Origin of the sequence: Actinoplanes sp. NPDC051851 (genome assembly GCF_040681165.1) — a bacterium.
Classification (GTDB): domain Bacteria; phylum Actinomycetota; class Actinomycetes; order Mycobacteriales; family Micromonosporaceae; genus Actinoplanes.
This window is the reverse complement of record NZ_JBFAYF010000015.1, coordinates 25,794-46,062: the sequence shown is the minus strand read 5'-3', so window position 1 is coordinate 46,062 and position 20,269 is coordinate 25,794. Positions and strand designations below refer to the sequence as shown.

The window sequence follows — 20,269 nt, the reverse complement described above, 5'->3', positions numbered from 1 at the left end:
GGTCGTGGTCGGACGCGTACGTGCCGTTGCATGTGCAGATGCTCTGCGAGCTTCTCCGGATTCTGCCCGATCGTCCGAGTCAATGCTAGGGCGGTTGGGGAGAAAATCGGCCATTCGGTCGAGGGCAGAACCGAAGATTCTGACGTATGCGCAGGTCAGATCGATCCGTCGGGCCGCGGCTCATCCATCGAAGGCGAAGAATTTTCGGGGCCGGTGTACCAGGGCGGGGGCACCGCGGCGCGCGGTCCGAGCCGGGAAGCGGCGATCCGCTCGGAGAGCCCCGACACGTCCATCGCCTCGGTCAGCGCCCGGCGCAGCTCGCGCTGGACCACACCCTGACTGTCGGCGCTCGTCTTGGCGATCGTCCGGATCACCGCGCCGTCCACGGTCAACTGCTCGACGCCGACCACGTCCGGCGGCTCGATGAACTCGGTCGCGTGTTCGGCCGAGGTCGCGACCAGCTCGGCGGCCCGGCGCAGCACGGCCACCGCCTCCTCCGAGGCGACGAACCCGATCGGGATGTCGATCACCACCATGGCCCAGCCCTGGCTCTTGTTGCCGACCCGGACGATCTCGCCGTTCCGGATGTACCAGAGCACGCCCCGGGAGTCGCGGACCGTGGTGATCCGCAGGCCGACGCTCTCCACCACGCCGGTGGCCTCGCCCAGGTCGACCGTGTCGCCGACGCCGTACTGGTCCTCCAGCAGCATGAACAGGCCCGCGATCAGGTCCTTGACCAGGCTCTGCGCGCCGAAACCGATCGCCACGCCGACGATCCCGGCGCTGGCGAGCAGTGGGGCCAGGTCGAAGCCGAACTCGCTGAGCAGCAGCAGCGCGGCCATCGTGAAGACCAGCGCGCTCACGAAGTTGCGCAGCACCGACCCGATCGCCTCGGCGCGCTGACGGCGCCGCTCCGGGATGAACTGGCCCTCCTCGGCCGTCGTCGCCTTCTCCTTCAGCGGCCGCAGCAGTGCCGGCATCGCGGCCCGCGAGGTGCTCGCGGCCAGCCGGGAGATCGCCCGGTGCAGTAGCCAGCGGACCAGGATCGCGATCAGGATGATCGCTATCACCCGGAGCGGCTTGATGACGATCACATAGCTGCTGTTGGCGAGCCACTGGTTGCCGGTCCAGACGAAGACCTGCTTGCACAGTGCGTCGTTGCCGCAGGCGTCGGTGACGGCCTTGGCGACCTCGGTGCTGTCGAGGAGATCGGGCAGCGAGGCGCTGGGGGAGGAGGAGGGATCGGAGAGGAGCACGAGGAGTCAAAGTACCGGGTCCGGCTGAGCGGACGACCTCAGACGTTTACCGCGCGGCCACAGATTGTGCTCGCAATTTGGTCATCCATCAGGGACTATTGGCGCAACAGGCTTCGTCAGCGAGGCCCGAATCACACACGGCTGAGCTACGGGAGTTCGAACAGCAACTGCACCGGAAGGGTGATCGCGATGCCTGACATACGACCCACAGTGGGCTCTTCCGCGTTAGTGCTGAACGCTACCTACGAGCCGCTGTGCGTCGTATCGGTGCGTCGGGCGACCATCCTCCTGCTCACCAGCAAGGCCGAGTGCGTCTCGGACGGTGACGGTCTGCTGCACAGCGCGCACCACACCCTGGCGGTCCCCTCTGTGGTCCGTCTCACGCGATACGTGAAAGTGCCGTACCGCACACACGTCGGTCTCTCCCGCCGGGCCATCTTCGCCCGGGACGGCGGCCGCTGCGCCTACTGCCGCGGCTCGGCCGAGACCATCGACCACGTCTTCCCGCGCAGCCGCGGTGGGCTGCACGCCTGGGAGAACGTCGTCGCCGCGTGTGCCAAGTGCAATCACAGCAAGGGCGACAAGACCCCGGCCGAACTCGGCTGGCGGCTCCATCAGATACCCGCGGCGCCACGAGGCGTCGCCTGGCGGGTCCTCGGGCACCGTACGCCCGATCCCCGCTGGATGGACTGGCTCGACATGCCCTCCACCCCCACGCCCGAGGCCGAGGCGGCATAAGCCGCCCCGGCCTCACGCTTTTCCGGCCCCCGGTGACCACCGGGGGCCGTCTCACGCCTCCCGGGAGTCGACCAGGGAGGCGAAGACCACGATGTTGTCGGAGTACCCCTCCCTGCCCCCCAGCCACTTCCCGCCGCAGGTCATCAGCCGCAGCGAGGGACGGCTGTAGTCGCCGTAGACCCGGTGCACGGGCAACTGGTCCTTGTCGAAGTGCTCGACCGAGTTGACCTCGAAGACCGCCACCGTGCCGTCGGCCCGGTCCACCTCGATGCTCTCGCCCGGCTTGAGCCGCCCCAGGTCGTGGAAGACCGACGGCCCGGTACGCGTGTCCGCGTGCCCGACGATCAGCGCGGGCCCGAACTGCCCCGGAGTCGGCCCGCCGTCGAACCAGCCGGCCTCGTTGTGCCGCTTCAGCGGCGGCACGTCCACCGAGCCGTCGCCGGCCAGCCCCACCTCGAGAATCGGGGCGTCGACCCGCAGATCCGGGATGCTGAGGCGCTGCGGGCGGCTCGGCTCCAGCACCGGGAACGCGCGGGGCGGCGGCTCGTCCGGCCCGCGCAGCAGCCCGCCCAGGTCGAAGTTGGTGGCCACGCCCAGGCCCATCCCGCAGACGAAGAGCCCGATGAAGAGCAGGGCGAGCGCGATCATGCCGATCGGCACCCGGCGGCGGCCCCGCCCGGGCCGGGGCGCCTTCACCGGGCGCTGCCGGGGCACCCGGAAGAGGGACTGCCCGGGCGCGCTCGGCGTCGGGGGCAGCGGCCCGGTGATCACCCCGGGTGGCGGCGCCGCGACCACCACCTCGGCGGGGCGTTTCCGGCGTACGGCGTCCGGCACCCGGTTCCCGGCCGGCGGCGTGGTCCGCCCGTCGCTGGTCACCGGCGCCTCAGCCCAGCCGCCGGCGGCGGATCGACACGACGCCCAGCGCCAGGCCCGCCCCGATCGCCAGCAGGCCCCCGCCGATCAGCAGCGGGGCGATCCGTTCCGGTGCGGTGCCACCGCCGCCGGTGGCCGGGCCGCGTTTCGGTGACACGTTCGACACCACGTGCAGCGTCGCGGTCGCCTTGCGGCCCGTCGGGCATTCGAGGAGCACGGGGTAGTCGCCGGCCCCGGTGCCGGCCGGGACCCTCGCGGTGGCGGTGAGGAAGCCGAACTCGGGCGAGACCTCGACGTCGCCGAGCGGTTCGGCGCTCACCGTGGCGGCCTTCAGATTGTCCTCGCAGGAGGCGCGGAGCGTGATGTCCTCTCCGGCCGGGACCGTATCGGGATTGAGCTCGACGAAGACCGAGGCGGCGCGGGCGGCGGTGGCGTGGAGCACGATCGGCGCTCCGGCGGTCATCGCCGCGACGAGTGCCGCGCCTGCGGCGGGGACGGTAAGGCGCATGGAATCCCCCTCCTTGCCGTTCGCGGGCGGAAAGTACGCGGACGGCGCGTGAGGGTGATTTTCGCACCCCGGCGCACATTCCGCGTAGATCCCGACGGCGTGAGACCCCGGTTCGAGACCCGACGGTCCGGTACGTCTCGCGCTCCGCTACCGTGATTGATGTTCAGAATCAAGAAGGATCACCGGCGCCTGGGGGCGTTCAGTTGTCTGTTATCACAACCATCCTGGTCTATGTGATCATTCCGGCCGCGGTCATCGGTACGGTGGCATCGCTGGTCTTCGCGGGATCGAACCGCGACAAGCAGGACCGTCGGTACCGTCCCGGCCGGCCCTACGAGTTCCCGGCGCAGTGGTTCGTGTCGTCCCCGGGACGGGTGACGGCTCCGGCCCCGGCGCTCGAGCACGGACTGATCATCGAGGACAGTTCCGGCGCTCCGGTCCGGCCCGGCCCGACAGGAGGCGCAAGTGACAAGTGGTGAGCTGGTCGCGGTGGACCGGGAGAGTCCCTTCACGACCCGGCAGCTGCTGCGTCTCGACGAGGCGCTCCGGATCGCCGACCAGGCGACCGGCCTGACCTTCAGCATCTACCTCGGTGAGCTCGAGGAACCGATCCGCGAGCACGCCGAGAAGCTGCACGGCCAGATCAAGAACCCGCAGCGCGCGGTCCTGTTCGCGGTCTCGCCGAACCAGCGCAAGCTCGAGATCATCACGGGCGAGGAGGCCCGCAAGCGGATCTCGGACCGGGACGCCAAGCTGGCCGGCTTCTCGATGGCCGCCGCGTTCGCCGGCGGCGACCTGCTGAGCGGGCTGCTGATCGGCATCGACCAGCTGGCCTCGCACGCCGGCCGCGGCTAGCCCCACGCTCCCGGCGTCACCCGCATCGGATACGGAGCGTCGAGCTTGACGTGCTCGGCGCTCTCCACGCTGCGCTCCAGGCGGTACCGGTCCCCGTCCAGCGTGTACACCCGCAGGGCCGGACCGGGCTCCACCCGCCAGTACCCGGGTATGCCGGCCGCGGCGTAGACGTCCGGCTTCAGCAGGCGGTCGTACCGCCGGGTCTCCCCGGACTCCACCTCGACGACGAGCGCGACGTCCGCCGGATCGGCCCAGATCGCCCCGGAGGAGCGCGGCCGCAGCACGGTCACGTCCGGCACCAGGCTGCTGGCGTCCAGCTCGACGCCGAGCCGGTCGCAGACCCACCAGTCCGGCGGGGCCTCCGCGCGCAGTACGGCCACCACCGCGTCGACCAGGGCGTCGTGCTCGGCGGTCAGCGGCGGCGGGGTGACGTGCAGGCAGCCGTCGACGATCTCGTACCGGTGCCCGTCCTGCGGGAAGAGGCGCAGGTCGGGCTCGGTCCACCGGCCGTCCGGGGCACTCCAGCGCGCTGACGACAGGGTTGTCACGGGCCACCTCCGCCTACATGGAGTGCCAGCCTACTAACACAGAGTCGTAACACGCGGGAAATCACAAGGAAGTTCATCCATATGCAAAGGCCCCGCCGCACGGTCTCGTGCGGCGGGGCCCTCCACCGTTCGATCAGGCGGCGGAGGCGTCCTTGGCGCGGGCCTTCAGGGCACGCAGGACGCCGTCACGGCCCTCGGCGACCAGGCGGCGCAGCGACGCCGGGTGACCCTCCTTCGCCAGCCAGGCGTCGGTCAGCGCGACCGTCTCCTCGCTGATCTGGAAGGCCGGGTACGCCAGGGTGGCGAACTCCTGCGCCGGCTCGCTGTCCGAGCGGGCCCAGACGTCCGCGACGACCTCGAAGAACCTCTCCGCGTACGGCGCCGTCAGGGCGATCTGGCGGGTGCTCTGGAAGCCCTGCAGCAGCGACCGGTTGAGCCAGTTCGGCAGGGCCTGCGGACCGGTGAGCTCGGCCCAGACACGGGCCTTGTTCTCCGCGGTCGGCAGCAGCGCGCGGGCGATCGCCGCCTCCCGCTCGCCGCTCGCCGTCCGGTCACCGGCCAGCTCGTCGTCGATCTCCTGCTCGGCCGCCGTGCCCAGCGCGGCCAGCGCCTGCAGCAGCGACCAGCGCAGCTCGGTGTCGACGACCAGGCCCGCGGGAGCCGCCTCGCCGGTCAGCCAGCCGCGCAGCACGGCCGCCTGCTCCGGCGTCCGCGCCGCGGTGATGAACGCCCGCGCCCAGGTCAGCTGCCAGCCGCTGCCCGGCTCGGCCGCCGCCAGCTGCGACTCGGCCAGCCCGGCCAGCTGAGCCCAGCCGGTCGGCGCCCACGCCGGGTCGGCGAAACTGACCAGCGCGTTCGCCGCCTGCCGCAGGGTGGCCGTGGTCAGGTTGATGTCGTTCTCGGCGGGCAGGCCGGAGACGACCAGCGCCACGTAGTCCCGGGCCGCCAGCTCCGCGTCGCGCAGCATGTCCCAGGCGGCCGCCCAGCAGAGCGCCCGCGGCAGCGCCGAGTCGAAACCCGCGATGTGCCCGACCAGGGTGGCCATCGACCGCTCGTCCAGGCGGAGCTTGGTGTACGTCAGGTCCTCGTCGTTGAGCAGCAGGATGTCCGGGGCCTTCACCCCGGCCAGCTGGGTGATCGCGGTCCGCTCGCCGGCCACGTCGACCTCGACCAGCTCGCGGCGCACCAGCCGGTCGCCGTCCAGGTCGTAGAGGCCGACGCCGATCCGGTGGGTACGCAGCGTCGGGTACTCCGCCGGTGCCTCCTGCTGCACGACCACGCTGGTGTAGCGACCCTCCGCGTCCACCTCGACGATCGGGCGCAGCGTGTTGACCTGCGCGGTCTCCAGCCACTGGGCGGCGAACTTGCGCAGCTCGCGGCCGGACGCGGCCTCCAGCTCGGTGAGCAGGTCGTCGAAGGTGGCGTTGCTCCAGGCGTGCTTGGCGAAGTACTCCCGGAGGCCGGTCAGGAACGGGTCCAGGCCGACGTACGCCACCAGCTGCTTGATCACGCTGGCGCCCTTGGCGTACGTGATCCCGTCGAAGTTGACCTCGACCGCCTCCAGGTCCGGCATCTCGCAGTAGACCGGGTGGGTCGAGGAGAGCTGGTCCTGGCGGTAGCCCCACGCCTTGCGGATCGAGAGGAACGTCGACCAGGCGTCGGTGAACCGGGTGGCGTGCGTGTTGCACCAGTGGCTGGCCCACTCGGCGAACGACTCGTTCAGCCACAGGTCGTTCCACCAGCGCATGGTGACGAGGTCGCCGAACCACATGTGGGCGAGTTCGTGCAGGATCGTGTTGGCGCGCTGCTCGTACTCGAAGTCGGTGACCTGCGAGCGGAAGATGTAGTGCGCCTCGGCGTGCGTGACGCAGCCGAAGTTCTCCATCGCGCCGGCGTTGAAGTCCGGCACCCAGAGCTGGTCGTACTTCGGCAGCGGGTAACGCACCCCGAACTGCTCGTGGAAGAAGTCGAAGCCCTGCTTGGTGATCAGGTTGAGATCCTCCGCGTCCATGTACTGAGCCATGGAAGCGCGGCAGAAGTATCCCAGGTCGATGCCGTCGTGGGCGTACCTGACCTCGTGGTACGGCCCGGCGCAGATCGCGGTGATGTAGGTGCTCATCTTCGCCGAGGTGGCGAAGTGCACCGTGCGGGCGCCGCCGGCGGCCGCTTCCTCGCGCTCGACCGGCGAGTTGGAGATCGCCTTCCAGTGGCCCGGCACGGTCACGTGCCAGGTGTAGGCGCTCTTCAGGTCGGGCTGGTCGAACGCCGCGTACACCCGCTGGGCGTCCGCGGTCTCGAACTGGCTGTAGAGGTAGATCTCCTGGTCGACGGGGTCCAGGCTGCGCTGCAGACCCTGGCCGCTCGCCGAGTAGCCGAAGTCGCCCTCGACCACCAGCGTGTTCTCCGCCGCGAGCCCGGACAGCGCCAGGCCGTTCTCCGGCGACCACGTGCTCAGGTCGACCGGCGTGCCGTTCAGGGTCGCGGAGTGGATCTTCACCGCCGCGGCCTCGACGAACGTGTCGGCTCCCGGTTCGGCACACCGGAAGGTGATCGCCGTGGTGGAGCGGAAGGTCTCGGACCCGGGGTCGCCGTTTCCGTCGGTCAGATCGAGGGTGATGTCGTACCCGATCACCTCGAGCAATCGACTCCGCTCCGCAGCCTCGACCTGGGTCAGGTTGTGAACACCGGCCACGTGCACTCTCCTTCGAGCTGACTGCTTTTCCTCGCAGCCTATGCGGCGGGGCGGTGTCTCACCTCACCCGCACCGGGTTCGAGGTAGGACGACCATTTTCCGTACGGCGGAGAGAGGATCGATCCATGAATGAACGTGCCGCTGTCGACATGTGGTTCGACCCGCTCTGCCCGTGGGCCTGGATCACCTCCCGCTGGCTCCTGGAGGTCGAGAAGGTCCGCCCGCTCGACGTCCGGTTCAACGTGATGAGCCTCTCCGTGCTGAACGAGGGCCGCGACCTCCCCGCGGACTACCGGGCGATGATGGACCGGGGCTGGGGCCCGGTCCGGGTCTGCATCGCCGCCGCCGAGACGGCCGGCCCGGAGGTGCTCCGCGATCTCTACACCGCCCTCGGCACCCGAATCCACCTGCAGAAGTACGAGCTCGACGAGAAGCTGTTCCGGGAGGCCCTGACCGAGGTCGGGCTCGACCCGGAGCTGGCCGCCGCGGCGCTGACCGACGAACGGGACGAGGCCCTGCGCGCCAGCCACAACGCCGGGATGAAGCCGGTCGGCACCGACGTCGGCACCCCGGTGATCCACGCACCGGGCCCGAACCCGGACGAGACGATCGCCTTCTTCGGCCCGGTGGTCACCCCGGCCCCGAAGGGGGAGGCCGCCGGAAAGCTCTGGGACGGCGTCCTCCTCGTGGCCGGAACTCCCGGTTTCTACGAGATCAAGCGTTCCCGAACTGTGGGACCCACCTTCGAATGAGTTGCTGTGCCCGATGGCCGCGCTCCGCTCGGCGGGCACTCCGCCTCTGAGCCGGTGACGAGGGCGCCGAAACGGCCCCGCTTCGCTCGCCGTTTTCGGCGCCCTCGTCACCGACGGCGGAGTGCGACGTGGGTTGCGGTTGGGTGGCGAGCGTCGAAAAGTGCGAATCTCGCGCTGGAAGCGGTCGTTGGATGGGGTGACCAACACCTCATCCAACGCGAAGGCGGAACTTCATGCCACAGAGTGACTCGGTCGCCGGTGCCACCATCGGGGTGCAGCGCGGCGTCTGGGAGGATTTGTCCCCCGAGCTGGCCGGATTCGTGGCTCCTCCGGTGACCGTTACCGCATGGCCGGTCGAACGGCGGGTTAACCCGCGGCGTCGCGGGCAGTTGAGCAGGTCACGATGACCACGCCGGTGGGCGGTGATCGCCTCCGGGTTGGGTAAGTTGCCCCTCATGACGGTCGTGCACCCGATCAGCCGGGCCTGGATCACCACTGGCGGTACCGGAGCCCAGAACTACGACGAGTTCGCCGACGACGCCGAAATCACCGACATCATCACGGACAACCCGCACAGCGCGCTCTCCGTCGAGATGCCGCATCTCGCGCCCGAGTCCCTCGGCAAGACCTTCGCGGAAGCCCTGCCGGACGCCGTCGTCCGGTTGGCGCGCGACAAGGCCGAGGGCCACTACCGGCAGGCCGAGCACGTCGTGGTGCTCTACCGGATCACCGCCAAGGACGAGGCGCCGGCCTACGGCCTGTGGAGCATGGTGGAGACCGCCGAGATCTCCACCAGCGCCGACGAGCCGGGCCTGGTCATCCGCAACGAGGACGTCTTCATCTCGAAGGTCCGCGAGCGGGTGGCCCTCGCCGACTCCCTGCAGACGCTGCTCTCGCCCGTACTCCTGCTGCAGACCGGCAAGGGCGAGGAGCTGCATGCGGCCCTCGCGGACGCCTGCGCCGCGGCGGGGGAGCCCGCCGCGACCGACACCGATCAGACCGGCCGCACCCACGCCATCTGGGAGATCGGCCCCGGCGAGCTGCAGGACCGGCTGACCGCGCTGGCCGGCGGCGGCGAGCTGGTGGTCGCCGACGGCAACCACCGCAGCCTGGCCGCGCAGACCGGTGGCCTCACCCGCTTCCTGGCCTGCGTCACCACCCCCGCGTCGGTCTTCATCCAGCCCTACAACCGCCTGGTCAGTGAGCTTCCGGTCGCGGCCGGCGAGCTCATCGACGGTCTGCGCGCGGCCGGTGCGACGGTCACCGAACTGCCGCGGGTCGCCGCGCTGCCCGGCAAGGGCACGATCGAGCTTTACGCGTACGGGCGGTCCTGGGCGGTCGGCCTGCCCACCGATCCGTCCGGCTCCCCGGTGGAGAACCTCGACCACGCTCTCGTCGAGCGGGTGCTGCTCCGTGACGTCCTCGGCCTCGACCCGGGCGACAAGCGGATCTCGTACATCGGCGGCGACTACCCGGTCGAGTGGCTGCGCGGCGAGGTCGACGCCGGCCGCGCCGAGCTGGCCCTGCTGATCGCCCCGGTGACCGTGGAGGACTTCGTCGAGGTCAACCTGGCCCGGCAGAAGCTCCCACGCAAGAGCACCTGGTTCACGCCGAAGGCCCGGGGCGGTCTCGTCCTCGCCCAGCTCGGCCTCGACGCCGAGCAGCCCGGCCTCGTTTCCGACCAGCTCGGCTGACCCCCGCATGATCCACCCCCAGGTGACCGCGGCGGCGTCCCTGCGCCGCCGCCCCACATCCGAGGAGATCGCGGCCTCCCCCTACGAACGGCTGCTCGCCGTCCGGGCCGCGATGGAGGCGTCCAACGAGGCGGAGACCGGCCCGGCGCTGCCGTTGCCGGTCGTCGCCGACCTGGACGCCGACGGGGTGCCGTGCCGGCTCTACGCGACCCGGGCCGGCGCCCCGGTCCTGGTCTATCTGCACGGCGGCGGCTGGTGTTACGGCAGTATCGAGACCGTGGACCGGTTCTGCCGCCGGGTCGCCGACCGTTCCGGCTGTGCCGTGCTCTCGGTCGGCTACCGCCTCGCGCCGGAGCACCCGCACCCGGCCGCGCTCGACGACGTCGAGACGGTCCTGGCCTACCTGCGCAAGACCGGCGGCGACGAGCTGGGCGTGGACGTCGCCCGGCTCGCCATCGGCGGGGACAGCGCGGGCGGCCAGATCGCCACGGTCACCGCCCGGCGCCAGCGTGACGCCGGGACACCGCTCGACTTCCAGGTGCTCATCTACCCGGTGATCGACCCGCTCACCTCGGCCGAGTCGTACGACGAGCTCGGCGGGTACGGCCTGGACCGGGCCTCGATGAAGCTCGCCTGGGAGACGTACGTGCCGGTTCCGGCGCAGCGGCTCAGCCCGGACGTCGCCCCGCTCGCGGTGGCCGACCTCGCCGGGATGCCGTCCACCCTCATCCTGACGGGTGAGTACGACGTCCTGCGCGACGAGGGCGCGGACTACGCGGACGCGCTGCTCGCCGCCGGCGTGCCGGTGGTGCACACCCGCTACATGGGGATGAACCACGGATTCGCCCGCAAGATCGCCACCATCGACGCCGCCCGGGCCGCCGCGGATCAGGTGGCATCCGCCCTGCGCGCGGCCCTCACCTTCTGAAAGACTTCCCACATGCGTCTCTACCTGGGTTCCGACCACGCCGGCTTCGAGCTGAAGCAGCACCTCGTGAATCACCTGATCAAGCAGGGACACGACGTGGTGGACGTCGGACCGCACGCGTACGACCCCGAGGACGACTACCCGGCGTTCTGCTTCCACACCGGTGCCAGGGTGGTGGCCGACCCGGGCTCGCTCGGCGTGGTGATCGGCGGCTCCGGCAACGGCGAGCAGATCGCCGCCAACAAGGTGCCGGGCGTCCGGTCGGCGCTCGTCTGGAAGACCGAGATCGCCCAGCTCGGCCGCCAGCACAACGACAGCAACGTGATCGCGATCGGCGCTCGCCAGCACACCCTGGACGAGGCCACCGCGTTCGTCGAGGCCTTCATCGCCACGCCGTTCTCCGGCGACGCCCGGCACGCCCGGCGGATCTCCCAGCTGGCCGACTACGAGAAGACCCGCGAGCTCCCGGAGCTGCCGGAGTCCGCTCCCGCCGCCTGACCGCAGCCGCTGCCCAGGGGTGTCTCCGCACCGCGGACGACGGATCACCCCCCCCTGGGTCAGCGGCGGGGCAGGTCCTCGCGGGGGAGCCAGTTGCGGCGGACGATCACCAGGTCCCGGTCGGCCTCGGCGAAATCCTGGTCGGTCGGGCGGGAGGAGTCCCGGGCCCGCAGCGCCGCGCCGATACTGACCTGGGACGAGCCCGAGCCGACCAGGCCACGCAGGCCGCGCTCACCCTGCTCCTCGGCGCCCGCCCCGGCGCCGGACGTGGGACGGCCGCCCACCGTGGGACGCCGGTTGACCGTGGGCTGTCCCGAAGCCGGCTGCTTCGCCACGGGCGGCGTCGGGACCGGAGCCGCCGGTGGCGTCGGAACCGGAGATGCCGGTGGCGTCGGGACCGGAGATGCCGGTGGCATCGGGACCGGAGATGCGGGTGGCGGCGCCGGGACCGGAACGGCCGCACCGGGCGGTGGTGCCGGGACAGGGGCGGCCGTACCAGGCGGTGGTGCCGGGACAGGGGCGGCCGCACTGGGTGGCGGCGCTGGGACCGGGACGGGCGGCGGGCCCGGCACCGGTGCGGGGGCCGGGTCGGTGGTGGTCCCCGAGGGGGGACGTACGCGACGGCGTCGGCGTTCGGGCTCACCCATGACGCCGACGGTACCCGGTGCGGCTCTCCTCAGAAGGTCTCGGTGGCGCTCGGCGGGCGGTGCCAGCCGAAGGCCAGGGACGGATCGTTCGCGGTCAGCAGGCGGACCCGCCCGGCCGCGGCGAGCGTCGCCAGCGAGGTCCCGCCGAGGTAGGCCGCGCCGAGATCGGTCACCGAGCACTCCAGGTCGGCCGGGTCAGTGGTCCGGGAGCAGGTCGCGCCGTCCGGGCCGCCGGTGAGCCGCCAGCGCCCGGTGTTCGCGTCGATCAGCGGGTCGGTCACCTCCAGCACCACGTCGACCGGGGCCGCGTACCGGCGGGCGGCCAGTGCGGCGGGCAGGTCGACCAGCCGGAGGTAGAGCGAGTCGGCCAGCACGGCGCCGAGCCGGCGTGGCTCGTCCACCAGGTACTGCAGCGGTTCGTCGAGCGCGGCGTTCCGGAACGTCACCTTCCGGGTCAGGTCGATGCTGAGCAGGAAGCGCCACAGCTCGCGATAGGCCGCCGGATCCGTGGCCACCACCTCGCGGACCAGCACGTCGGCGTTCGGGCCGTGGTGGTTCCAGTCGTCCTTGACCCGCCAGAGGGCGTACCCGGACGGGCCGTCGGGGGAGTCGTGGATCACGGCGTTCAACCGGGTGGCGCCGTCGCGCAGGTCCTTCGGGTCGTACACGAGGTACCGCCACCAGTGCTCGGCCCGGTCCGACCAGCCGACCCGGGTGGTCCGGACCTCGTCGTAGATCCGGCTCATCTCGGGGATCAGCCCGGCCGGGTCGCCCATCCGGAGCCGGGGCGGGGTGGCGGGCGGCGCGGGGAGGCGTACCTCACGGTTGGCGATGAAGAGCTTGAGGCGGGCGGCGGCCGGACCGTACCCGAAGCGGGGGTAGATCGTGGTCTCGCTGGCCCAGAGCACCGCGACCGGCTCCCGCCCGGCCTCGTGGATCTCGGTGAGCTGACGGCGCATCATCGAGGTCAGCAGGCCCCGTCGCCGATGGGTGGCCCGGACGCCGACACCGGAGATGTGCGCGGCCGGCACCACCCCGCCCGGCACGGTCAGATCCCGGGTGTACGCCGTCGCGTGTCCGGCGACGATGCCCTCGTCGTCGCAGATCAGCGAACGGTCGGTCTCCAGAACGATCTTCTCGGCGTCCCTGAAGCCCTCGGAGTCCTCGTGGAAGACGTGGGCGAGCAGTTCGTAGATCGCGTCGAAATCGCCGGCCGTGCCCGGCCGCAGGGGAATGCCATGGCTCATGGCTCGTGTGTAACGGACTGCTGTGTGTCGGGGCGACCTATTTGCGGGCTCGCTACTCTCGAAACTGCGGTCACGTCGATCGCGATCGTGAGAGGGGAATCATGCCGGAGCAACCGCAGTGGTCTGAGCGGACGCTCGACATGCCGCCGCAGGACCCGTGGGCCGACCCGCCGACGGTTCAGGCGCCGGCCGCGCCGCAGGGCGGCGCCAGTGTGCCGACCTCGCCGGCCCCGCCGCGGGGCAGTGCCGGCGTGCCGAACGCGCCGACCTCGCCGGCGCAGCCCGCCGCGCCCGAGCAGTCGCCGTTCAGCCGGGGCCGTGCCACGGTGAGCCCGCGAACCCAGCAGTACGCGGCGGAGCACGAGCCGACCGGCACCGGCTGGCCGGACGCCGAGCCGCCGCGCCCGCACCGCCCCCTCGCCTGGCACATCGCCCAGTGGCGCCGTGGCGGCGAGTGGACCACGGCCGCGCTGCTCTTCGCGTTCGTCTGCTGGGGCATCTGGGCGCTCTCCAGCGGCGGCGACCTGGGCACCGCGTTCATCGTCTTCGTGGTGGCGCTGCTGGTCGGCGTGGGCGTCTTCGCGCTCTGCCGGCTGGTCGGCCGGGTGGTGTGGGAGCAGCGTCTGGGTCACACCCGGCACAGTGCCCGCGGCTCGCACCTGGTGACCGCGCTCTACCTGGTCGGGGTGGGCTTCGCGCACCTGCGCCAGACCGACTGGGTGATGAGCGCCTTCCACTGGGTCGTGAATGTTTTTTGAGTACGCACGGGGCGCCCCCGCCGCGTGGCGGGAGCGCCCCGGTCTCAGCCGGTGGGCTCGGAGACGTGGGCGGTGATGATGCGCCAGCCCTCGGGGAGGCGCGCCCACGCCTGGGTCTGGCGGCCCAGCACGTCGCGGCCCGGGTAACCGAAGAGGGTCGTCACGGTCGCGGTGCTTTCGCCGTACGTGGAGATGATCGTGTCCTTGAGACGACGGCCCGGCGGCAGCGGTGCCTGAGCGAGCCGCCACCGCCTCTGCTCCTCGATGCCGACCTGCTGGTCGGCGATGCCGAAGCGGACCGCCTCCGGGGCGAAGTAGCCGAGCATCGCCTCGACGTCATTGGCGACCAGGGCCCGCTCGTAGCCCTCGAACGCGGCGGTGACCTCGGCGATCACCTCGGGGGAGTTCCGTTCCATCAGGCCGTGGCCTCGACGGTCTCGGGCTCCGCCGCCTCCGTGGGGTCCGGCTCCCGCGGTTCCGGCCGGGTCAGGGCGAACGCGACGCAGACCAGGGCCAGGAACAGGTAGCCGAGCGCGACCTGCCCGTTCGCGTTCCACTGCACCTTCTCGGCGTGGATCAGGCCGATGAAGGTGAGCACGGCGCCCGACCCGGCGAAGACCGCCGCGTGCCAGAAGCGTTTGTCGATGATGAACGCGACGATCGCGCCGAGCACCAGACCGGCCAGGATCGCGCCCTCGCCGAGCGTCTTCAGCCCGTCGTAGACCACGCCCGCCCCGGCCAGCGCCTCGGTGCCGACCTGCGCGGCGGTGGTGCCCGCCGCGGCGAGCGCGTTGTCCATCTGGCCGGTGGCCCACTGCGCGATGTTCGGGATCAGCGCGGCGACGACCGCGGCGGCGTGCGCCCGGGGTGAGGCCTGGAACGCCTGCGCGCCGATCAGCAGCCCGATGTAGAGCAGGATCGGCACGATCGCGGCGGTCGGGAAGATCGCCCCGAGCAGGCCGAACAGGCCGAAGAAGCAGAGCAGCGCGATCACCACGCCGGTCGCCATCGAGTACCCGGTCCGGCCGCCGGCCGCCTTCCATCCGGGGTGGCCGACGTAGACGGCGGGCGGGAACGGCGAGCCGAGGCAGGAGCCGATCACCGCGCCGGCGCCGTCGGCGAGCAGCACGCTGCGCAGGTTGTACCGGTCGCCCGCGGTCGAGGCGCTCTCCACGTTCGTCATCGCCTCGGTGAAGTTGTAGACGCCGAGCGGGATCGCGGTGGCGAGCAGCGGTGCCATGTCCTTCAGGCCGTCGATCAGCAGATCCACCTTGAGGTGCGGGAACGCGAACGCGATGTCCTTCGCCGCCGCGGTGACGTCCGGCACGCTCATCACGCCGCCGATCCAGCCGATCGCGGTGCCGGCCAGCAGCGCGGCCAGGCCGATCGGGATGTTGAACGGCAGCTTGACGTCGGTGAGCAGGCCGACCAGCAGCAGCCCGAAGACCGGCAGGGCGATCCAGGCGTGGTTCCACATGTTCCCGGCCGGGTTCATCGAGATGAACGTGATCGAGATGCCGGCCAGGGTGCCGAGCAGGGCAGCCTTCGGCGCATATTTCCTGATGTACGGGCCGACGAAGGCGCCGATCAGCACGATCACGCCGATGATGAACGCCCACGCGATACCGGCCGTCCACGCGGCCACCGGGTCCTTCGTGGTCAGGTAGATCGGCAGCATGATCACGAAGATCACGATGAACATGTGCGGGACGCTCGGGCCGTACGGCATCGCCGTGACGTCGGACCGGTTCTCCGTGGCGGCCAGCTTCCGGGCGAGGTACGTGTAGTAGACGTTGCCGGCGACCAGCGCGATGCCGAGCGCCGGCAGGATCACGCCGAACACGTCCGAGGCCGGCATCCTGATCACGCCGAGGCAGAGTCCGGTGAGGGTGAGCACGTTGACCAGGACGTTGACGCCGAATCCGAAGAAGGCGTTCGTGTCGCCCCGGACCCAGTAGGGCAGCTTCATCGCGAGATCTCCTTGATCAGGGCGGGGGACTCCGCGACCCAGCCGAAGATCCCGCCCTGGGCGGCGATCATCTGCAGGCCGACGCGCTGGAACTCGGGGAAGTAGGAGCCGACGCAGTCGGCCAGGACGAGGCACTCGTAGCCGCGGTCGTTGGCTTCCCGGACCGTGGTGTGCACGCAGACCTCGGTGGTGACGCCGGTGACGACCAGGTGGGTGATGCCCGACTTCTCCAATATCTCCGACAAATCGGTTGAATAGAACGCGCCCTTGCCGGGTTTGTCGATCACGACTTCGCCGTCGGCGGGCCGGAGTTCGTCGATGATGTCGTGGCCGTACTCGCCGCGAATGAGAATGCGACCGAAATGTCCCGGCTGACCGATCATCGGGCCGCGGGCCAGCTTGGCGGGCGGGCAGTCGGATAAGTCGGAGTCATGGCCCTCGCGCGTGTGGATCACGGGCAGCCCGGCCGCGCGCCAGGCCGTGAGGAGCGCCGTCAGCGGCTCGATGGTCCGTCGCAACTGGGCGACGTCGTTGCCGAGCGACTCCCCGAACCCGCCGGGTAGCAGGAAGTCCCGCTGCATGTCGATGACGAGGAGTGCGGTGCTGTCCCGGTCGAAGCCGAACGGGGAGGGTTGCGCGTCCACGGTGGGCATGTCACACCGCCGTTCCGGCGATGACCGCGTCCGACGTCGACACGCAGCCGAAGACGCCGCCCTGCATGGTGACCATGTGCAGTGCGGCCGCGTGGTTGCCCGGGTCGGTCGCGCCGGTGCAGTCGCTCAGGATCAGGCACTCGTACCCGCGGTCGTTCGCCTCCCGCATCGTCGTGTGCACGCAGACGTCGGTGGTGATCCCGGTCAGGATCAGGTGGGTGATGCCGTGCGTACGCAACACCAGGTCCAGGTTGGTGGCGTAGAACGCGCCCTTCCCCGGCTTGTCGATCACGACCTCGCCGGGAACGGGGGCGACCTCGGGCACGATCTCCCAGCCCGGCTCGCCCTTGATTAGGATGCGGCCGCAGGGGCCGGGCCCGCCGATCTCGGCGCCGATCCGGGCGGAGCGCCAGCGCTTGTTGGCGGGCAGGTCGGAGAGGTCCGGGTCGTGGCCCTCGCGGGTATGGATGACCAGCATGCCCAGGTCTCGGACGTGCTGGAGGAGCTTGGCGGTGGCCGGCAGCCCGGCGCGGGTGAGCTCGATGTCGTAGCCCATCGCGTCGACGTAGCCGCCCGGGCCGCAGAAGTCGGTCTGCCAGTCGATGCAGATCAGCGCGGTCCGTTCGATCGGCGCCGCGCCGTCGTAGGGCCAGGGGTAGGGGTCGGCCTGAACAGGCCCGATCGTCGGAGACATGAAGGAATCCCTTCGACAGCCTTAGACGTACGTCACATCGTCGATTGTCGACAGTTCTGTTTCGACGAGGATCGCGTCAGGTAACGACGGGATTTCTCAGGGTGATCTAGCTCAGGTAGGTGCGGGCGCCGTGCTCGCTCAGCGCGGCCAGCACCGCGGCGGCGTCACCGTGCTCGACGGCCGCGAAGAGCCGCTCGTGCCGGTGCACGCCCTCGGCCGCGCGGGCGGTCTCGGCCTCCCGGCGCATGTTGACCGCCATGTAGAGCTGGATGCGCACCAGGACCGTCTCGTACAGGCCGGTGAGCTGACGGTTGCCGCTGAGCGCGACCACCTCGACGTGGAAGCGGCGGTGCGCGTTGGCCAGCTCGAGCCGGTCGTCGGCGTCGGTGGCCCGGCGGATGGTGTCGAGTGCGGCGCGCAGCCGGGTCAGGTCCGCGGCCGCCGGGGTGCTGGTGACGGCGTGCCGCTCCAGGACGTCGCGGATCTCGTACAGCTCGCGGACGTCGTCGTCGGAGAGGGTGGCGACGCGGGCGCCGCGCCGCGGGATGTGCTGGACCAGGCCCTGCTCGGCGAGGAGCCGCATCGCCTCGCGCAGCGGTGCGCGGCTGATCCCGAGCCGCCGCGTGAGCTGCTCCTCCACCAGGCGCTCGCCCGGGTCGGTCCGGCCACTGAGGATGTCCCGCTTCAGGCGATCGACGGCGAGCTCCACGAGGCTGTACGCCGCCAACTCCCCGTCGCTCACGGGGCTAGTGTGCCAGGACGGGGCGCCCCTGCGCAGAGGGGCGCCCCGTGCCTCAGCCGGCCAGCACCGAGCCGGTCTCCAGCAGGGACTTGAGGTCGCTGAGCACCCAGGCCCAGCCGCCGCCACCCTCGGCCGCCGCGTCCGGGCTGCCCTGCACCATGGCCGCGGTGGCGGGCGCGCCGGTCAGCTCGTGGGTGATGGTGACCCGGCAGACGCCCGGCGCGGAGTCTTCGATCTCGACGGTCAGCGTGGTGAACGGCTCGGCGCCGGTGGTCGGGTCCATCAGCATCCGCCAGGTCTGCACCAGGCGGCGCGGCGGCTCGGCCTCCAGGACCTCGCCGTCGAGGATCTCCTCGGGCATGGTGAAGCCGTTCGCCGCGGCGTACGCGAGCATGCCCTCGTTCGCCTTCGAGTAGAACCGGCCGCCCTTTTTGAGCTCGTAGTACTGCGGCGCGGCGTAGCCGTACCGGGCGTTCCACTCGGGGTCGGTGAAGGCCTGCCAGATCTTCTCCGGGGTCGCCTTGATCCAGATTCGGAAGACCTTGGTGTCGCTCATGACTCTTCCTCCAGGGTGCGTTTGAGATCGATGAGTGCGGTCACATGTCGCTCTGTGTATTTGTCGATCCATCGGTCGTGGATCTCGCGGATCGGCACCGGGTTGAGGAAGTGCAACTTCTCCCGGCCCGACCGGCGTATGACGACGAGACCCGCCTCCTCCAGCACTCTCAGGTGCTTGGCGACCCCGAATCGCGTCATCTCCAACTCTGACTCCAGTTCGGTCTGCGTGCGGCCGTCACGCGCGAACAGCAGGTCGAGGAGGAGACGACGACTGGGATCGGCCAAGGCCTTGAACACCCGATCGTCGTCGGCCATGACGCTAAGTTAGGTGACCATTTGGTCACATGTCAACCGTGCGCAAAAATGTCGGACCGCTCTCGTATGCTTCGGCGCGGCGGAGTCGTAGCGCAGAGGTCGTCGCGCCTTGGCAGCGAGCAGGAGGACGCCGGTTCGAATCCGGTCGGCTTCGCCCCTGTTCCACTTCGGGGGAGGTTGCGGATGGATGACGGTGTTCCGGTGCGGTGCCCGGCCATCAGCGACCCCGGCCGTGGGCTGGCCGATCCGGCCGACTTCGACGGCATCCTGCGGCGGCTCGCGTCACCCGATCCGGTGATCGGCGCCGAGGAGTTCGCCCGCGGTCTGGTCCGCGCCGACGGCCGGGTCGACCTCTGTAAGCAGGGCATCGGCCCGGTGCAGGTGGCCCGGGTGATGCGGGGTGCCGTCGCCTCGCCGCACGCCACCCACCTGCTGCTCGGCACCAACGGGCTGGGCGCGCCCGGTGCCCGCGTGGTCGCCGAGGCGCTGACACCGGGCCACCGGATCAGCACGGTCTACCTGGGCTGCAACCGGATCGACGCGGAGGGCGCGGGCGCGCTCGCCGGCAGGCTCGCCGCCGATGATCAGATTCGGGCCCTCTGGCTCAAGCGCAACCCGATCGGCGATGCGGGGGTGGTCACGCTGGCCGCCGCCCTTGCGGTCAATTCCTGTTTGCGTACGCTCGACCTGGTCAACACCGGGGTGACCACCGCCGGCCTGGCGCACCTGGCCGGCGCGCTGGAGTCCCGGCCTCCGGTCCTGGAGCGGCTCTTCCTCGGCGGCAACGGCCTGCGCCCCGACGCGGTCCCGATCCTGGTCCGGATGGTCCGGTCCGGCGGTGTCCGCGAGCTCTACCTCGCGGTCAACCGGCTCGGCGACGAGGGTTGCGCCACGCTCGCCGAGGGCCTCGCCGGCCTCCCGGTGACGCTCGGGCTCGGCGGCAACGGGATCACCGGGATGGCGCCGCTCGCCGCCGCGCTGCACGACTGGATCGCCCTCGACCTGGGCCGCCCGCCGTCCGAACGGGCCCTCGGCGGCAGCCCCAACGTGGTCGGCGACGAGGGCGCGGCCCGCCTCGCCGCCGCGATCCCCGGCAGTGCGCTGCGCCGCCTCGACGTACGCCACACCGGGGTGACCGGCCGCGGCGCCCGCCTGCTGCTCGACGCGGGCCTCGACCACCTGGCGATCAACGGCGGCGTCCCCCGCCGGATGCGCCGCCGCGCACCCCGCTCCGACGCGCCCCCACACGCCGACATGGCCGCGATCGCGAGCGTGTACCGATGACCCTCCCCTCCCCACCCGCCGTTGCCTCCCCCTCCGGCCTCCCGCTTTCGCCCGGCGCTT

Annotated in this window: 23 protein-coding genes and 1 tRNA gene; 10 read left to right on the top strand and 14 right to left on the bottom strand. The window is 71.1% G+C overall.

The features are described 5' to 3' along the window. Positions 1–155 precede the first annotated feature (155 nt). Positions 156–1,217 carry a mechanosensitive ion channel family protein gene (locus tag AB0M08_RS16995; RefSeq protein ID WP_364493729.1) on the bottom strand — a complete coding sequence of 354 codons (1,062 nt, stop codon included), beginning with the start codon at positions 1,215–1,217 and terminating at the stop codon, positions 156–158. 228 nt (positions 1,218–1,445) lie between these two features. Here AB0M08_RS16995 and AB0M08_RS16990 point away from each other — a divergent pair, with 228 nt between their 5' ends. After that, positions 1,446–1,994: an HNH endonuclease gene (locus AB0M08_RS16990; RefSeq protein ID WP_364493542.1), complete on the top strand. Its 549-nt coding sequence runs from the start codon at positions 1,446–1,448 to the stop codon at positions 1,992–1,994. A gap of 51 nt (positions 1,995–2,045) precedes the next feature. Here AB0M08_RS16990 and AB0M08_RS16985 read toward each other — a convergent pair whose 3' ends face one another. After that, positions 2,046–2,870, bottom strand: a complete 825-nt coding sequence (locus AB0M08_RS16985) for a class F sortase (protein WP_364493540.1) — start codon at positions 2,868–2,870, stop codon at positions 2,046–2,048. A 7-nt stretch (positions 2,871–2,877) separates the two neighbouring features. Beyond that, on the bottom strand, positions 2,878–3,375 hold the full coding sequence (locus tag AB0M08_RS16980; RefSeq protein WP_364493538.1) for a hypothetical protein: 498 nt from the start codon (positions 3,373–3,375) through the stop codon (positions 2,878–2,880). A gap of 203 nt (positions 3,376–3,578) precedes the next feature. Here AB0M08_RS16980 and AB0M08_RS16975 point away from each other — a divergent pair, with 203 nt between their 5' ends. Together AB0M08_RS16975 and AB0M08_RS16970 are read left to right on the top strand one after the other, a co-directional pair. Then, entirely contained in the window at positions 3,579–3,854 is a 276-nt protein-coding gene (locus tag AB0M08_RS16975; protein WP_364493536.1) for a hypothetical protein, read from the top strand. Next, positions 3,841–4,230, top strand: coding sequence for a DUF5130 family protein (locus AB0M08_RS16970; RefSeq protein ID WP_364493534.1), 390 nt, complete (start codon positions 3,841–3,843; stop codon positions 4,228–4,230). The genes AB0M08_RS16975 and AB0M08_RS16970 overlap by 14 nt, the downstream gene beginning before the upstream one ends. On the opposite strand, the gene AB0M08_RS16965 is transcribed toward AB0M08_RS16970, so the two are convergent. Together AB0M08_RS16965 and pepN are read right to left on the bottom strand one after the other, a co-directional pair. Beyond that, positions 4,227–4,778, bottom strand: a complete 552-nt coding sequence (locus AB0M08_RS16965; protein ID WP_364493532.1) for a Uma2 family endonuclease — start codon at positions 4,776–4,778, stop codon at positions 4,227–4,229. The two genes, AB0M08_RS16970 and AB0M08_RS16965, sit on opposite strands and share 4 nt — an antisense overlap. Positions 4,779–4,911: 133 nt before the next feature. After that, positions 4,912–7,470 carry an aminopeptidase N gene (gene pepN, locus AB0M08_RS16960; protein WP_364493530.1) on the bottom strand — a complete coding sequence of 853 codons (2,559 nt, stop codon included), beginning with the start codon at positions 7,468–7,470 and terminating at the stop codon, positions 4,912–4,914. 125 nt (positions 7,471–7,595) lie between these two features. On the opposite strand from pepN, the gene AB0M08_RS16955 reads away from it, so the two are divergent. The 4 genes from AB0M08_RS16955 to AB0M08_RS16940 all read left to right on the top strand — a co-directional run bounded on the left by AB0M08_RS16955 (position 7,596) and on the right by AB0M08_RS16940 (position 11,342). Beyond that, the gene (locus AB0M08_RS16955; protein ID WP_364493528.1) at positions 7,596–8,222 is read left to right on the top strand and encodes a disulfide bond formation protein DsbA; all 627 of its coding nucleotides are present in this window, start codon (positions 7,596–7,598) and stop codon (positions 8,220–8,222) included. A 455-nt stretch (positions 8,223–8,677) separates the two neighbouring features. Further along, entirely contained in the window at positions 8,678–9,916 is a 1,239-nt protein-coding gene (locus AB0M08_RS16950; protein WP_364493526.1) for a DUF1015 family protein, read from the top strand. A 7-nt stretch (positions 9,917–9,923) separates the two neighbouring features. After that, a complete protein-coding gene (locus tag AB0M08_RS16945) occupies positions 9,924–10,844 on the top strand; it encodes an alpha/beta hydrolase (protein ID WP_364493524.1) in 921 nt (306 codons plus the stop codon). Between the two features lie 12 nt (positions 10,845–10,856). Next, positions 10,857–11,342, top strand: a complete 486-nt coding sequence (locus AB0M08_RS16940; RefSeq protein WP_364493522.1) for a ribose-5-phosphate isomerase — start codon at positions 10,857–10,859, stop codon at positions 11,340–11,342. A 59-nt stretch (positions 11,343–11,401) separates the two neighbouring features. Here the strand turns inward: AB0M08_RS16940 and AB0M08_RS16935 are convergent, their stop codons facing one another. Beyond that, positions 11,402–11,758, bottom strand: coding sequence for a hypothetical protein (locus AB0M08_RS16935; protein ID WP_364493520.1), 357 nt, complete (start codon positions 11,756–11,758; stop codon positions 11,402–11,404). Between the two features lie 260 nt (positions 11,759–12,018). Next, the gene (locus AB0M08_RS16930) at positions 12,019–13,236 is read right to left on the bottom strand and encodes a GNAT family N-acetyltransferase (RefSeq protein ID WP_364493518.1); all 1,218 of its coding nucleotides are present in this window, start codon (positions 13,234–13,236) and stop codon (positions 12,019–12,021) included. Positions 13,237–13,337: 101 nt separating this feature from the next. On the opposite strand from AB0M08_RS16930, the gene AB0M08_RS16925 reads away from it, so the two are divergent. Next, positions 13,338–13,994: a DNA-directed RNA polymerase II gene (locus AB0M08_RS16925; protein ID WP_364493516.1), complete on the top strand. Its 657-nt coding sequence runs from the start codon at positions 13,338–13,340 to the stop codon at positions 13,992–13,994. Between the two features lie 44 nt (positions 13,995–14,038). Here AB0M08_RS16925 and AB0M08_RS16920 read toward each other — a convergent pair whose 3' ends face one another. The 7 genes from AB0M08_RS16920 to AB0M08_RS16890 all read right to left on the bottom strand — a co-directional run bounded on the left by AB0M08_RS16920 (position 14,039) and on the right by AB0M08_RS16890 (position 18,925). Next, entirely contained in the window at positions 14,039–14,410 is a 372-nt protein-coding gene (locus AB0M08_RS16920) for an AtzH-like domain-containing protein (protein ID WP_364493514.1), read from the bottom strand. Next, positions 14,410–15,963, bottom strand: a complete 1,554-nt coding sequence (locus tag AB0M08_RS16915; protein WP_364493512.1) for a regulator — start codon at positions 15,961–15,963, stop codon at positions 14,410–14,412. Before AB0M08_RS16915 ends, AB0M08_RS16920 begins: the two co-directional genes overlap by 1 nt. Continuing rightward, positions 15,960–16,616, bottom strand: a complete 657-nt coding sequence (locus AB0M08_RS16910) for a cysteine hydrolase (protein ID WP_364493510.1) — start codon at positions 16,614–16,616, stop codon at positions 15,960–15,962. The genes AB0M08_RS16915 and AB0M08_RS16910 overlap by 4 nt, the downstream gene beginning before the upstream one ends. A gap of 1 nt (position 16,617) precedes the next feature. Next, positions 16,618–17,310 (bottom strand): isochorismatase family cysteine hydrolase, encoded by a 693-nt coding sequence (locus AB0M08_RS16905; protein ID WP_364493508.1) that lies wholly within the window; start codon positions 17,308–17,310, stop codon positions 16,618–16,620. A gap of 106 nt (positions 17,311–17,416) precedes the next feature. Next, positions 17,417–18,052 (bottom strand): GntR family transcriptional regulator, encoded by a 636-nt coding sequence (locus AB0M08_RS16900; RefSeq protein ID WP_364493506.1) that lies wholly within the window; start codon positions 18,050–18,052, stop codon positions 17,417–17,419. A 52-nt stretch (positions 18,053–18,104) separates the two neighbouring features. Beyond that, a complete protein-coding gene (locus AB0M08_RS16895) occupies positions 18,105–18,608 on the bottom strand; it encodes an SRPBCC domain-containing protein (protein WP_364493504.1) in 504 nt (167 codons plus the stop codon). Beyond that, the gene (locus AB0M08_RS16890) at positions 18,605–18,925 is read right to left on the bottom strand and encodes a metalloregulator ArsR/SmtB family transcription factor (RefSeq protein WP_364493502.1); all 321 of its coding nucleotides are present in this window, start codon (positions 18,923–18,925) and stop codon (positions 18,605–18,607) included. Before AB0M08_RS16890 ends, AB0M08_RS16895 begins: the two co-directional genes overlap by 4 nt. A gap of 81 nt (positions 18,926–19,006) precedes the next feature. On the opposite strand from AB0M08_RS16890, the gene AB0M08_RS16885 reads away from it, so the two are divergent. Both AB0M08_RS16885 and AB0M08_RS16880 read left to right on the top strand, forming a co-directional pair. Next, positions 19,007–19,079 (top strand) — tRNA-OTHER (locus tag AB0M08_RS16885). Positions 19,080–19,108: 29 nt separating this feature from the next. After that, entirely contained in the window at positions 19,109–20,209 is a 1,101-nt protein-coding gene (locus AB0M08_RS16880) for a gala protein (protein ID WP_364493500.1), read from the top strand. Positions 20,210–20,269: the final 60 nt, after the last annotated feature.